The organism is Teichococcus aestuarii, assembly GCF_003116135.1.
GTDB lineage: Bacteria > Pseudomonadota > Alphaproteobacteria > Acetobacterales > Acetobacteraceae > Pseudoroseomonas > Pseudoroseomonas aestuarii.
Window position 1 is genome coordinate 26,764 of record NZ_PDOA01000010.1, and the last position, 13,621, is coordinate 40,384.

Consider the following 13,621-nt stretch of genomic DNA (forward strand, 5'->3'; position numbering starts at 1 on the left):
CTGTCGTGAAGACTCCGACCGGAGCCGGGCGTGGCCTGACCACGCGCCTCCGCACCGCCAAGGGCCGCACCACCGCCAGCCAGAAATGGCTGGAGCGGCAGCTCAACGACCCCTATGTGCGCGCCGCCAAGGCGGCCGGCTGGCGGTCCCGTGCCGCCTTCAAGATCATCGAGCTGGATGAGAAGTACGGCCTGTTCCACCCCGGCCAGCGCGTGGTCGATCTGGGCGCCGCGCCCGGCGGCTGGACCCAGGTGGCGGTGCAGAAGGCGGGCGAGCGCGGCAAGGTGGTGGGGCTCGACCTGCTGCCGATGGATGTGATCGCCGGCGCCACCCTGCTGCAGGGCGACTTCCAGGACGCGGCGGTGGAGCAGGCCGTGCTGGACACGCTGGACGGGCCGGCCGACCTCGTCCTGTCCGACATGGCGCCCAACACCACCGGCCACAACGCCACCGACCACCTGCGCATCCTGGGACTCGTCGAGCTGGCGCTGGATTTCGCGGGCAAGGTGCTGGTGCCGGGCGGCGGCTTCGTCGCCAAGGTGTTCCAGGGCGGCACGGAGCGCGACCTGCTGAACCGGCTGAAGCGGGACTTCGCCAGCGTGAAGCACGCCAAGCCTCCCTCCAGCCGCAAGGACAGCGCGGAGATGTATGTGGTGGCCCAGGGCTTCCGCGGCGGGGCCGAGGCTGGCGGGGAGGCGTAGGGCGCGGGGCAGGGTCGCCCGCAGGGCGCGGGGCGGGGTCGCCCGCAGGGCGCGGGGCAGGATCCCCCAATCGTCACGCGCTCGCGGCTTGCGGCGCGTGGCGAATCTGGGGTAGGGGGACGCGCCAAGGCTGCGGAACGCGCCGCAAGAGTTGTCCGAAAGGCTCCCGCCATGGCTCCCGACACCATCCCGACCGACGGCCCCGCCGAGCGCGGCGCCGCGCCGCGCCGCACCCTGATCGCCGAGGCCTATGCCTTCGACGACGTGCTGCTCGTCCCGGCCTACTCCACCGTGCTGCCGAACCAGACGGATGTTCGCACCCGCCTGACGCGCGAGATCACGCTGAACATGCCGGTCATCTCGGCCGCCATGGACACCGTCACCGAGGGGCCGATGGCCATCGCCATGGCGCAGGCCGGCGGCATCGGGGTCATCCACAAGAACCTGACGCCGGAAGACCAGGCCGCGCAGGTGCGGCAGGTGAAGAAGTTCGAGAGCGGCATGGTGGTGAACCCCGTCACCATCCACCCCGACCAGACCCTGGCCGAGGCGCAGGCGCTGATGGCGGCGCACCGCATCAGCGGCATCCCCGTGGTGGAGCGCGACAGCAAGCGCCTCGTCGGCATCCTCACCTACCGCGACGTGCGCTTCGCCAACGACCCGAATGTGCGGGTCTACGAGCTGATGACGCGGGAGAACCTCGTCACCGTCACCGCCGACGTCTCGGCCGAGAAGGCGCGCGGCCTGCTGCACAAGCACCGCATCGAGAAGCTGCTGGTGGTGGACGATGCCTATCGCTGCATCGGCCTGATCACCGTCAAGGACATGGACAAGGCGCAGGCCAACCCGAACGCGGCCAAGGACGCCATGGGGCGCCTGCGCGCCGCCGCCGCCACCGGCACCGGCGAGGACGGCTTCCGCCGCGCCGAGCTGCTGATCGCCGCCGAGGTGGACGTGATCGTGGTGGACACGGCGCATGGCCACTCCGCCGGCGTGCTGAAGGCGGTGGAGAAGATCAAGCGCCTGTCCAACAGCGTGCAGGTCATCGCCGGCAACGTGGCGACGCCCGAGGCGGCCGAGGCGCTGGCCGAGGCGGGGGCGGATGCGGTGAAGATCGGCATCGGGCCGGGCTCCATCTGCACCACGCGCATTGTCGCCGGCGTCGGCGTGCCGCAGCTCACCGCGGTGATGGAGAGCGCGGCGGCGGCGCATGAGAAGGGCATCCCCGCCATCGCCGATGGCGGCGTCCGCTCCTCCGGCGACCTCGCCAAGGCGATCGCCGCCGGCGCCGACTGCGTGATGATGGGCAGCCTCTTCGCCGGCACGGACGAGGCGCCGGGCGAGGTGTTTCTCTACCAGGGCCGCTCCTACAAGTCGTATCGCGGCATGGGCAGCCTCGGCGCCATGGCGCGCGGCTCGGCCGACCGCTACTTCCAGGCCGAGGTGCAGGACCAGCTCAAGCTGGTGCCGGAAGGCATCGAGGGGCGCGTCGGCTACAAGGGGCCGGTGGGGCCGGTGATCCACCAGCTCGTGGGCGGGCTGAAGTCGGCCATGGGCTACACCGGCAATGCCACCATCGCCGACATGCAGCGCAACTGCACCTTCCGCCGCATCACCGGCGCCGGGCTGCGCGAGAGCCATGTGCATGATGTCGCCATCACGCGCGAGGCGCCGAACTACCGGCAGGACGGCTGAGCGCGACACAAGGCCGGGGGAAGGAATTCCCCCGGACCCCCATCTTTTTTCTTCGAGTCTGGGCGTCTGCGCCTGGGGTGAGTACATTCCGACATGACACCTTCCGCGCGGATCGCCGCCACGGTGGCGCTGCTGGCCGAGGTGGCCGCCGCGCCGCGCCGCCCGGCCGACGCCACGGCCAACAGCTTCTTCCGCGAGCGCCGCTACATTGGCAGCGGCGACCGCCGCGCGGTGGCCGAGCGCGCCTGGGGCGTGCTGCGCCAGCGCATCCGGCTGGAGTGGCACCTGGCGGCGGGCGGCGTGCCGGTCACGCCGCGCCTGCTGGTGATGGCCCACCTGCTGCTGGTGGAGCGCTGGACGCGCGACGGCGTGCTGCAGGCCTTCTGCGGCGGCCGCTTCAACCCCGCGCCGCCCGACCCGGGCGAGATGAGCGTGATCGAGGCGCTCGCCGGCGCACCCCTGCTCGATGAGGACATGCCCGAGGCGGTGCGCCACAACCTGCCGGGCTGGGCGCTGCCCGGCTTCCAGGCCCGCTTCGGCGCCGAGCTGCCGGCGGCGATGGCGGCGATGGAGCTGGCGGCGCCGCTCGACCTCCGCGCCAACCTGCTGCGCACGACGCGTGAGGCCGCCGCCGCCGCCCTCGCCGCCGAGGGCGTGCCCACCGAGCCGATGCCGTTCTCGCCCTGGGGGCTGCGCATCGCCGACCGCCGGCCGATCCTGGCCAGCAAGGCCTATACCGAGGGGCTGATCGAGATCCAGGACGAGGGCAGCCAGCTCATCGCCCTGCTGACCGGCGCGCGGCCGGGCATGCGCGTGGTCGATTACTGCGCCGGCGCCGCCGGCAAGACGCTGGCGGTGGCCGCCACCATGGGCAACCGCGGCCGCATCGTCGCCTGCGACGTCTCGGCCATGCGGCTGGAAGGTGCGGTGAAGCGCCTGCGCCGCGCCGGCGTGGACAATGCCGAGCGCCACCTGCTGCAGGCCGGCGACCGCTGGGTGAAGCGCCGCGCCGGGCAGTTCGACCGCGTGCTGGTCGATGCGCCCTGCACCGGCACCGGCACCTGGCGCCGCAACCCCGATGCCCGCACCCGCACGCAGCCGCGCGATCTCGAGGAGCTGGTCACCAAACAGCGAGATATCCTCGAAACCGTCGCGGAACTGGTGCGCCCGGGCGGGCGGCTGGTCTACGCTACCTGCTCGGTGCTGCCCGAGGAGAACGGATTGCAGGTCGAGGCCTTTCTGGCGCGTCACGGCGAGTATGAGGCTGTCCCGGTCGCTGAGGCCTGGAGCGATGCCTTCGCGCCGGCCACGCCGCCTGGCCCGCCGCCTTGCGATGGCCGCTGGATGGAACTCGCGCCACACAGCCATGGCACGGACGGCTTCTTCGCCGCCGTGCTGCGCCGCAAGGAATAGCCCGGCTGGGCGGCGGAACGGGAAGGGATGGGGGCACGCCGATGATCCGCATCCGCAAGGCCCGCCCGGCCGATGCCGCCGCCATCGCCGCCGTCCATATCGAGACCTGGCGCAGCACCTATCCCGGTATCCTGCCCGAGGCCTATCTCGCTGGCCTGTCTCTGCCGCGCGTCGCCGCCTTCTATCAGCGTGGCCTGCTGGAGCGGCGGGAAGGCTCCGCCATGTTCGTCGCCATCGCGGAGCCGGAGGCCGGCTGCGGCCCGTCGCAGGTGGTGGGCTTCGCTTCCGGTGCCCGCGCGCGCCGGCCGACCCTGGCGCAGGGCGAGATCGAAACCCTCTACCTGCTGGAGGATTGGCGCGAGCGCGGCGTGGGCCGGCGCCTGATGCGCGCCACGGCGGCGCATCTGGCTGCCATCGGCTGCCGCTCCGCCATGCTCTGGGTGCTGAGCGAGAATCCCGCCCGCTGGTTCTACCAGCATCTCGGCGGGCGCCTGGTCGGCACGGATATGGTGCGAGTCGGCGGCGTGTCCGTGCCGCAGACCGCCCTGCTCTGGGACCCCATCCAGACCCTTCTCCTCTCCACCGCGCGCGCGGATGGTGCCTGAGCCCATGCCCCCGGTCTGCCCGTTTGGGAGAGGGGGTGTTGCAAAAATGTCTCGCCCGATTGAAGCTTCTGCGCCACACCCCGCCGCATGGTTGACGCCAGCGACCCATCCCGGTTCTCTTTTAACCAGAAGGGGTTGCGAGGAGTTAGACAGCCATGGGCCGCGCTCGGTCATGAACACCATCACCCGCGCGCAACTGGCCGAGGCGATCTATGCCCAGGTCGGCCTGTCGCGAAACGAAAGTGCTGCGCTGCTGGAGGATGTGCTGGAGCGCATCTCGGCTGCGCTGGAATCCGGCCGCCCCGTGAAGATTTCCGCCTTCGGCACCTTCTCGGTGCGGCAGAAGGGGATGCGAGTCGGTCGCAACCCGAAAACGGGAGTCGAGGTGCCGATCATGCCCCGGCGCGTCCTGTCCTTCCGCCCCAGCCAGGTGCTCAAGGCCCGGCTCAACGGCGAGGCGGTGCGCGCGGGTGATGAGTGATGCCGGCCATGCCGGCCGCAATGTGGAATTGACCGCATGAATGACGGGGTGCATCCGATGCCAGAGGATCCGGAGGCCACCGGCCGACCGCGCAAGGCCCCGACGGCATTCCGCACCATCAGCGAGGTGGCGGAGGATCTGCAGATTCCGCAGCACGTGCTGCGTTTCTGGGAGACCAAGTTCCCGCAGCTCAAGCCGCTGAAGCGCGGAGGCGGGCGGCGCTACTACCGGCCCGAGGATATCGCCCTGCTGCGGCGCATCGGCGACCTGCTCTACACCCAGGGATACACCATCAAGGGCGTGCAGCGCCTGCTGCGCGACAATGGCGGCGAAGGGGGCGGGGAGGCGGAGGCCGACCTGCCCGAGGCGGAGGGCGCGCCGCACGAGCCCGCAGCGACGGCGCTGCGCGATGCGGTGGCGGAGCTGGAGGCGCTCGCGGCCGAGCTGCGCATCCTCGCCGCCCGCATGGGCCGCTAGCCGCCCCGGGCCAGGGCGGCGGACGGCCGGTGCCCCGTGGCGGTTTCGCGGGCAGAATAACCCCATCTTCTTCGGGGCGGGGGGTTGAGGCGGGGCGGCACGGGTGCTATGCCCCCGGTCGTCGGAGCCGATACGCTCCAGCCGCCCCGGCTGGTGCTGAAGGCCAGCCGGCATCCTGGCACAGCGGGCAGTAGCGCAGCCTGGTAGCGCATCAGTCTGGGGGACTGGGGGTCGTGGGTTCGAATCCCGCCTGCCCGATACGCCAAGCCAAGGATCGCCGGCCGGTATGCCCTTTCGGGCATCTCCGGCTTCCTGAATGCCCGGCCGCCCTCGCAGGTGGCCGGGCTTTTTCATGTCGCTTTTTCACCTCCGGGGCGCGGCCGGGGGCGGCGTGCCGGCAGGCGCCGCGCCGCGTCGCTCCGCCTTCTCAGCCCTCGCGCAAGCGTGTCATGCTGCGGTGCTTCCAAGACTAGCCACAGAATTGCCGCAAAGTCGGGAATCGTCTAAAATCATTGTCGGTGCACAATGAAGTGCCAGGGATGGTTGCAATGATTCGCGGAGGCATGGTGTTCGATCAGATCGGCCACGAGATCCATGCACGTATTTCCGAGGATACCGCCCCGGCGCGGGCACGCGACCTGGGGCGGGTGGCGGCGGAGCGGGCCATCCAGCAGGTTCTGGCGGGGCAGGAATCGCCGCAGCGGCGGCGGTGGATCGACATCCTGAAGACCGACTTCCGCAACTACGGCTACGACCTGGTGCACGAGTTCGGCCACCATCATGCGGCGCGGGACGCATGGGAGGCGGTGCACAGCTATCTCCGCCGCCTGTGAGCGGCGCACCGGCCGGCGGCCCCCGCATTCCCCGCCCGCAGATCCTCCCGCGGCGGGCGGGCGCCGCCTGAGGCGGCGCTACAGGCCGGCGAAGAGGTCGGTGGAGAGGTAGCGCTCGGCGAAGGAGGCGGCGATCCCGACGATCAGCTGCCCCTCCATGGCCGGCTCCGCGCCCAGTTCCAGCATGGCATGCAGCACCGCGCCGGAGGAGATGCCGATGGGCAGCCCCTCGGTGCGTGCACAGAGCCGGGCGGCCGCGAAGCTCTCCCGCTCCGTCACCCGCCGCACCGCGTCCAGACGGTGCAGCTCCAGCACCGTGGGGCGGAAGCCCGCGCCGATGCCCTGGATCTCGTGCGGGCCCGGGTCGTCGCCCGAGAGGACGGCGGATTCGGCCGGCTCCACCCCGATCACGCGCATCCCCGCGCGGCGCGGCTTCAGCGCGCGGGCGATGCCGGTGAGGGTGCCACCGGTGCCGACGCCCCCCACCACCACATCCACCAGCCCCGCGCTGTCGGCCCAGATCTCCTCGGCGGTGGTCGCGGCATGCACCGCCGGGTTGGCGGGGTTGTCGAACTGCCGCGGCATCCAGGCGCCCGGCGTCGCCGCGACGATCGCCTCGGCCCGGGCGATGGCGCCCGACATGCCCTGGCCGGCGGGCGTCAGCTCCACCTCGGCACCCAGCAGGCGCAGCATCTTGCGCCGCTCCACGCTGGCGCCGTCCGGCATGGTGACGATCAGCCGGTAGCCCTTGGCGGCGGCGACGAAGCCCAGCGCGATGCCGGTGTTGCCCGAGGTCGGCTCCACCAGCACCGACTCGCCCGGGTGGATCAGCCCCTCCCGCTCCGCCGCCTCGATCATGGCGAGGCCGATCCGGTCCTTCACCGAGCCGAGCGGGTTGAAGAATTCCAGCTTCAGCGCCAGCCGCGCCTTCAGGCCACGCGCTGCCTCCAGCCGGGGCAGCCGGACCAGGGGGGTGTTGCCGATGGTGCTGAGGATGCTCTCGTGCATCCCGCCGGGCCGGGTGGCGCCGGGCCGGGTGGCGCCGGGAATGGCGCGGGGGGTGTTTCCTTCGGGCATGGGGAGGCTATACCACGTATCGGATGCGTGGTTCAGGGGTGAATGCGATGTTGTTGCGGCGGGATCGGGCGATGACGGCGGTGTCGATCGTGCTGGACGTGGCTTTCCACGCGGGGCGCGGCAGCACCGTGCCGGCGGGCGATATCGCCGACCGCCTGGGCGAGGCGCGCCGGGGTATCGAGCCGGTGCTGCAGGCCCTCTCGCGCGCCGGCATCCTGGGCAGCACGCGCGGGCCGAAGGGCGGCTACCGGCTGGGCCGCGCGGCGCGCGACATCACCCTGGCGGAGGTGGTGGCGGCCGCCACCGGCGGAGACACCGCCGCCGAGCCGGCGCCGCCGCCGCCCTCGCCCCTGCAGGTGCGGGTGATGATGCCGCTGTGGGAGGAGCTGGAGGCGGGGCTGCTGGAGGCGCTTTCGGGCCGCACCGTGGCCGAGCTGCTGCGCCGCGCCGCCCTGGCCGGCCTGCAGCGCCCGACGCCGGAGGCGCTGAACTTCGCCATCTGAGGCGGCCGCGAGGCCGCGCGGCAGACCCTGAAAGCTTTGCTTGCAGAGGGCTTTGCGCCTCGTCCATTGTGCGTCGCAATGGTCCCGGAACGGGATCTCGGGGAGCGTGCAATGAAAGGGAGCACAGGGTGACGGACACCATCCTGGAGACGCGCGGCATGACCAAGGAGTTCCTTGGCTTCGTGGCCGTGGGCGACGTGTCGCTCCAGATCCGGCGGGGAAGCATCCATGGGCTGATCGGGCCCAACGGCGCCGGCAAGACGACCTGCTTCAACCTGCTGACCAAGTTCCTGCCGCCGACGCGCGGCGAGATCCGCTTCGACGGGCGCGACATCACCCGCATGAAGCCCGCCGAGGTGGCGCGGCTCGGCCTGGTGCGCAGCTTCCAGATCTCGGCCGTGTTCCCGCACCTGACGGTGCTGGAGAATGTGCGCGTGGCGCTGCAGCGGCAGCGCGGCGGCAGCTTCGATTTCTGGCGTTCCGACCGCGTGCTGCGGCAGTACGATTCGCGGGCGCGGGAGCTGCTCGAGGATGTCGGCCTCTCCTCCTACGCCGCGCTGACGGCGGGGCAGCTGCCCTATGGCCGTAAGCGCGCGCTGGAGATCGCCACCACCCTGGCGCTCGACCCGGTGATGATGCTGCTCGACGAGCCCACCGCCGGCATGACGGCCGAGGATGTGGACCGCATCGTGGCGCTGGTGAAGCGCGTGGCGCAGGGCCGCACCGTGCTGATGGTGGAGCACAACCTGAAGGTGGTCGAAGGTCTGTGCGACACCATCACGGTGCTGACGCGCGGCCGCGTGCTGGCGGAGGGGGACTACGCCACCGTCTCCCGCAACCCCGAGGTCGTCGCCGCCTATCTCGGCACCGATCCCTCCATCGCCGGAGCCGCCGCCCATGGCTGAGCCGCTGCTGAAGGTCGAAAACCTCCAGGCCTGGTATGGCGAGAGCCACATCCTGCACGGCATGGACATCGAGGTGCGGGAAGGGGAGGTGGTGACGCTGCTCGGCCGCAACGGCGCCGGCAAGACCACCACGCTGCGCGCCATCATGGGGCTGGTCGGCCGCCGCAGCGGCAGCGTGCGCTTCGAGGGGCAGGAACTGGTGGCCGCGCGCAGCGACCGCATCGCCCGCGCCGGAATCGCCCTCTGCCCCGAGGAGCGCGGCATCTTCGCCAGCCTCGACGTGACGGAGAACCTGATGCTGCCGCCCAAGGTGCGGGAGGGCGGCATGGAGCTCGAGGCCATCTACGCCCTGTTCCCGAACCTGAAGGAGCGGGCGCGCAGCCCCGGCACCAAGCTCTCGGGCGGCGAGCAGCAGATGCTGGCCATCGCCCGCATCCTGCGCACCGGCGCGAAGCTGCTGATGCTGGACGAGCCGACGGAGGGCCTCGCCCCCGTCATCGTGCAGCAGATCGGCCGCACCATCCGCGAGATCAAGGCGCGTGGCTTCACCGTGCTGCTGGTGGAGCAGAATTTTCGCTTCGCCCAGACGGTGGCGGACCGGCACTACGTGGTGGAGCATGGCCGCGTGGTCGATGCGGTGAGCAATGCCGAGCTCGCCGGCGCGATGGACCGGCTGCACGACTACCTCGGCGTCTGACTTCTCGGCGTCCGGCCGGCGCCCCGGCCCGGACCGCCACAGGCTTGCACGCCTCCGCCCGGCCGGCGGCGCACTGCGCCGGCGGAGGCACCAGACCCGGCCCCGGGGGACGACAGGGGCATTGGGAGAGAACCGAGACATGGCACAAGATCGCCGCAGCCTGCTGAAGACCGCCGCCGCCGCGGCCATCGCCCCCGCCCTGGGGGCGGGGCTCGCCGGCCTGCCCGGCCGCGCCCGCGCCCAGGGCGCCAACACGCTGAAGATCGGCGTGCTGAACGACCAGTCCGGCGTCTACCGCGAGATCTCGGGGCCCGGTTCCGTGGCCTGCGTGCGGCAGGCGATCCAGGATTCCGGCATCGCCCAGCGCGGGGTGAATGTCGAGGTCGTCTTCGCCGACCACCAGAACAAGGCGGATGTCGGCTCCACCATCGCCCGCCAGTGGATCGACCGCGACGGTGTCGATGTCATCGTCGACGTGCCGAACTCGGCGGTGGCGCTGGCGGTGAACGCCGTCGTCCGCGAGAAGAACAAGGCCTACTTCAACTCGACCGGCGCCACGACAGACCTCACCGGCGCGCAGTGCAGCCCGAACACGGTGCACTGGACCTACGACACCTACATGCTCGCCAAGTCCACTGGCGGCGCCATGGTGAAGACGGGTGGCGACAGCTGGTTCTTCATCACCGCCGACTACGCCTTCGGCCATGCGCTGGAGCGCGACACCACCCGCTTCGTGCAGGCGGCCGGCGGCAAGGTGCTGGGCAATGTGCGCCACCCGCTGCAGTCGACCGACTTCTCCTCCTACCTGCTGCAGGCGCAGCAGAGCCGCGCCAAGGTGATCGGCCTGGCCAATGCCGGCACGGACACCATCAACAGCGTGAAGCAGGCGGCGGAGTTCGGCGTCACGCGGCGCGGCACCAAGATCGCCGTGCTGCTGATGTTCATCAACGACGTGCACAGCCTCGGGCTGAAGGCGGCGCAGGGCCTCGTCTGCACCGAGAGCTTCTACTGGGACCTGAACGACCGCACCCGCGCCTTCACCGGCCGGGTGAAAGGCGCCATGGGCGGCAACTACCCCGCCATGTCGCATGCCGGCTGCTACGCCTCCGTGCTGCACTACCTGAAGGCGGTGGGCGACATGGGCGTGGCGGCGGCCAAGGCCAGCGGCGCCGAGGCGGTGGCGCGCATGAAGGCGATGCCGACCGACGATGACTGCTTCGGGCAGGGCCGCATCCGCGAGGATGGCCGCAAGCTGCACCCCGTCTACCTCTTCGAGGTCAAGAGCCCCGAGGAATCGAAGGGCGCCTGGGACTACTACAAGGTGCTGCAGACCACCCCGGCCGACGAGGCCTGGCGCCCCCTCTCCGAGGGCGGCTGCAGCCTGGTGAAGAGCTGATCCAGCCTCTCCGCCGCCACTCCGGCCGGGCACGCCACGGTGCGCCCGGCCGGACCCTGAAGCCGCTCGCCACGGGAAGTCTCGCCGGTGCTTGAGGAATTGCTCTTCCAGATTGAGCTCGGCCTGCCGCAGATCGTGCTCGGCCTGGTGAACGGCGCCTTCTACGCGCTGCTCTCGCTCGGCCTCGCCGTCATCTTCGGCATGCTGAACGTCATCAACTTCGCCCACGGCGCCCAGTTCATGATGGGCGCCTTCGTCGCCTGGATGCTGCTGAACTGGGTGGGCATCGGCTACTGGCCGGCGCTGGTGCTCTCGCCGCTGATCGTCGGCGCCTTCGGCGTGCTGATCGAGAAGACGATGATCAGCCGCCTCTACAAGCTCGACCACCTCTACGGCCTGCTGCTCACCTTCGGGCTGGCGCTGATCATCGAGGGCATCTTCCGCAACCAGTTCGGCTCCTCCGGCCTGCCCTACGCGCCGCCCGAGGCGCTGGGCGGCCCGCCGGTCGATCTCGGCTTCATGTTCCTGCCGAAGTACCGCCTCTGGGTGGTGGTGGCGGCGCTGGGGATGAGCCTCGCCACCTGGCTCGTCATCGAGAAGACGCGGCTCGGCGCCTATCTGCGCGCGGCCACCGAGAACGCGGCGCTGGTGCAGGCCTTCGGCGTCAACGTGCCGCGCATGGTCACGCTCACCTACGCGGCGGGGGTGGGGCTCGCCGCCTTCGCCGGGGTGCTGGCGGCGCCGATCTACTCGGTGAACCCGCAGATGGGGTCGAGCCTCATCATCGTCGTCTTCGCCGTGGTGGTCATCGGCGGCATGGGCTCCATCCTGGGCTCGGTGGTCACCGGCTTCGGCCTCGGCCTGGTCGAGGGGCTGACCAAGGTGTTCTACCCCGAGGCCAGCTCCACCGTCATCTTCGTCATCATGGCCATCGTGCTGCTGGCGCGGCCGGCCGGCCTGTTCGGGAGGGCCTGAGCCATGGCCGGTGGTCACGCATCCACGGCGCCGGCGATGCTGGCGCCCGAAGCCCCCGGGCTGCTCGGCCTCTCGGGCTTGGGCTTCAACCGGGCGCAGAGCATCGCCTTCCTGGTGATGCTGGCGGCGCTGCTGGTGGGGCCGTTCCTGCTCTACCCCGTCTTCCTGATGAAGCTGCTCTGCTTCGCCCTCTTCGCCTGCGCCTTCAACCTGCTGATCGGCTATGTCGGGCTGCTCTCCTTCGGGCACGCCATGTTCTTCGGCATGGGCGGCTATGTCGCGGCCCATGCCGCCAAGGTGTGGGGCCTCACGCCGGAGCTGGCCATCCTGGCCGGCGGCGTGGTGGGGGCGGGGCTCGGCGTGGTGGCGGGCTGGATCGCCATTCGCCGCCAGGGCATCTACTTCGCCATGATCACCCTGGCGCTGGCGCAGATGGTCTATTTCTTCTGCCTCCAGGCGCCCTTCACCGGCGGCGAGGACGGCATCCAGCGCGTGCCGCGCGGCGCGCTGCTCGGCGTGGTGGACCTCAGCCGCGACATGTCGCTCTACTGGGTGGTGGCGGCGGTCTTCCTGGCCGGCTTCCTGCTCATCAACCGCATCGTCCACTCGCCCTTCGGCCAGGTGCTGACGGCGATCCGCGAGAACGAGCCGCGCGCCACCTCGCTCGGCTACCGGACGGACGACTACAAGCTGGTGGCCTTCACCCTCTCCGCCACGCTGGCCGGCATCGCCGGCGGCACCAAGGCGCTGCTCTTCGGCATCGCCACCCTCACCGATGTCTACTGGGCGATGTCCGGCGAGGTGGTGCTGATGACGCTGGTGGGCGGGCTCGGCACGGTGTTCGGCCCGGTGGTGGGGGCGGCCGTCATCGTCACCATGCAGAACTACCTGGCCGAGTTCGGCGCCTGGGTGACGGTGATCCAGGGCGTCATCTTCGTCGCCTGCGTGCTGGCCTTCCGCGCCGGGGTGGTGGGCGAGCTGGGCCGGGTGCTGAAGGTGCGCCTGTAGGCGGCGGGCGGGGCGGCGCGCCCCGCCCCTCAGGAGATCAGCGCCTGCGACAGGTCGGCGGCGTTGCGGATGTTGCTCTGCATCTGCTGCGCCGCCTCGTTGATGCCCTGCAGGCTCTGGCTGATGGCCCCCACCGCCCCGGCGGCCTGCGTCATGTTCTCGGCCATCTGCCGCGTGGTCATGCTCTGCTCGTCCACCGAGCTGGAGATGGCGGTGGCGATGTCCGAGATCGCCTCGATCCGCTGCGCCACGGAGCGGATCGCCCCCACCGTCTGCTCCACCGCGCTGCGCATCTGGCCCACCTGGCTGCTGATCTCGCCGGTGGCCTTGGCGGTCTGGCTGGCGAGGTTCTTCACCTCGGAGGCCACCACGGCGAAGCCCTTGCCGGCCTCGCCGGCGCGGGCCGCCTCGATGGTGGCGTTCAGCGCCAGCAGGTTGGTCTGCCCGGCGATGGCGGCGATCAGCCCCAGCACCTCGCCGATGCGGTCGGCCGCCTGCACCAGATCGGCCACCGTCACCGAGGCGCGCTCCGCCTCCGCCTGGCCGGCGAGAGACACCTCCGAGGCGCTGCGCACCTGCCGGTTGATCTCGGAGACGGAGTTCGCCATCTCGTCCGCCGATTGGGCGATGGTCTGCACCTTGCCCAGGGTCTCGCCGGTGGAGCGGGCCGCGGCCTCCGCGCGGTGCAGCGTCGTCTCGGCCGCCCTGGAGATGCCGGACAGCTCCCCGGCCACCTCCTGCCCCATCTGCAGGCGGCGCTGCCGGGCCTGTACCGTGGCGGTGATGTCGGTGGCGTATTTCACGATCTTCATCAGCCGGCCGCAGGGCGCGAAGATCGGGTTGTAGATGGCCTGG

General features: G+C 71.1%; 15 protein-coding genes and 1 tRNA gene. 14 read left to right on the plus strand and 2 right to left on the minus strand.

The window, feature by feature from the left end; all coding sequences use genetic code 11:
* Positions 1-35: 35 nt before the first annotated feature.
* From CR165_RS14890 to CR165_RS14925, 8 genes are all read left to right on the plus strand, one after another.
* Entirely contained in the window at positions 36-701 is a 666-nt protein-coding gene (locus tag CR165_RS14890; protein ID WP_408887540.1) for an RlmE family RNA methyltransferase, read from the plus strand.
* A 171-nt stretch (positions 702-872) separates the two neighbouring features.
* Entirely contained in the window at positions 873-2,396 is a 1,524-nt protein-coding gene (guaB, locus tag CR165_RS14895; RefSeq protein ID WP_109517795.1) for an IMP dehydrogenase, read from the plus strand.
* Between the two features lie 93 nt (positions 2,397-2,489).
* Entirely contained in the window at positions 2,490-3,809 is a 1,320-nt protein-coding gene (locus tag CR165_RS14900) for an RsmB/NOP family class I SAM-dependent RNA methyltransferase (protein WP_109517796.1), read from the plus strand.
* A 41-nt stretch (positions 3,810-3,850) separates the two neighbouring features.
* Positions 3,851-4,414: a GNAT family N-acetyltransferase gene (locus tag CR165_RS14905; protein WP_109517797.1), complete on the plus strand. Its 564-nt coding sequence runs from the start codon at positions 3,851-3,853 to the stop codon at positions 4,412-4,414.
* Between the two features lie 172 nt (positions 4,415-4,586).
* The gene (locus tag CR165_RS14910; protein ID WP_109517798.1) at positions 4,587-4,895 is read left to right on the plus strand and encodes an integration host factor subunit alpha; all 309 of its coding nucleotides are present in this window, start codon (positions 4,587-4,589) and stop codon (positions 4,893-4,895) included.
* 36 nt (positions 4,896-4,931) lie between these two features.
* Positions 4,932-5,372, plus strand: coding sequence for a MerR family transcriptional regulator (locus CR165_RS14915; RefSeq protein ID WP_109517799.1), 441 nt, complete (start codon positions 4,932-4,934; stop codon positions 5,370-5,372).
* A 184-nt stretch (positions 5,373-5,556) separates the two neighbouring features.
* Positions 5,557-5,630: transfer RNA gene (locus CR165_RS14920), tRNA-Pro, on the plus strand.
* 305 nt (positions 5,631-5,935) lie between these two features.
* Positions 5,936-6,205 carry a hypothetical protein gene (locus tag CR165_RS14925; RefSeq protein ID WP_109517800.1) on the plus strand — a complete coding sequence of 90 codons (270 nt, stop codon included), beginning with the start codon at positions 5,936-5,938 and terminating at the stop codon, positions 6,203-6,205.
* Positions 6,206-6,283: 78 nt separating this feature from the next.
* On the opposite strand, the gene cysK is transcribed toward CR165_RS14925, so the two are convergent.
* Entirely contained in the window at positions 6,284-7,213 is a 930-nt protein-coding gene (gene cysK, locus CR165_RS14930) for a cysteine synthase A (RefSeq protein ID WP_109517873.1), read from the minus strand.
* Between the two features lie 116 nt (positions 7,214-7,329).
* Between cysK and CR165_RS14935 the strand changes: the two genes are divergently transcribed.
* The 6 genes from CR165_RS14935 to CR165_RS14960 all read left to right on the plus strand — a co-directional run bounded on the left by CR165_RS14935 (position 7,330) and on the right by CR165_RS14960 (position 12,766).
* Entirely contained in the window at positions 7,330-7,785 is a 456-nt protein-coding gene (locus tag CR165_RS14935; protein WP_109517801.1) for an Rrf2 family transcriptional regulator, read from the plus strand.
* A 128-nt stretch (positions 7,786-7,913) separates the two neighbouring features.
* A complete protein-coding gene (locus tag CR165_RS14940; RefSeq protein WP_219929764.1) occupies positions 7,914-8,690 on the plus strand; it encodes an ABC transporter ATP-binding protein in 777 nt (258 codons plus the stop codon).
* Positions 8,683-9,387: an ABC transporter ATP-binding protein gene (locus CR165_RS14945; protein WP_109517802.1), complete on the plus strand. Its 705-nt coding sequence runs from the start codon at positions 8,683-8,685 to the stop codon at positions 9,385-9,387. The genes CR165_RS14940 and CR165_RS14945 overlap by 8 nt, the downstream gene beginning before the upstream one ends.
* A gap of 139 nt (positions 9,388-9,526) precedes the next feature.
* Positions 9,527-10,783, plus strand: coding sequence for an ABC transporter substrate-binding protein (locus CR165_RS14950; protein WP_109517803.1), 1,257 nt, complete (start codon positions 9,527-9,529; stop codon positions 10,781-10,783).
* A gap of 87 nt (positions 10,784-10,870) precedes the next feature.
* A complete protein-coding gene (locus CR165_RS14955) occupies positions 10,871-11,758 on the plus strand; it encodes a branched-chain amino acid ABC transporter permease (RefSeq protein WP_109517804.1) in 888 nt (295 codons plus the stop codon).
* Positions 11,759-11,761: 3 nt separating this feature from the next.
* Complete coding sequence (locus CR165_RS14960) at positions 11,762-12,766, plus strand: branched-chain amino acid ABC transporter permease (protein ID WP_408887538.1); 1,005 nt, start codon at positions 11,762-11,764, stop codon at positions 12,764-12,766.
* 29 nt (positions 12,767-12,795) lie between these two features.
* Here CR165_RS14960 and CR165_RS25405 read toward each other — a convergent pair whose 3' ends face one another.
* On the minus strand, positions 12,796-13,578 hold the full coding sequence (locus CR165_RS25405; RefSeq protein ID WP_219929765.1) for a methyl-accepting chemotaxis protein: 783 nt from the start codon (positions 13,576-13,578) through the stop codon (positions 12,796-12,798).
* Positions 13,579-13,621 lie beyond the last annotated feature (43 nt).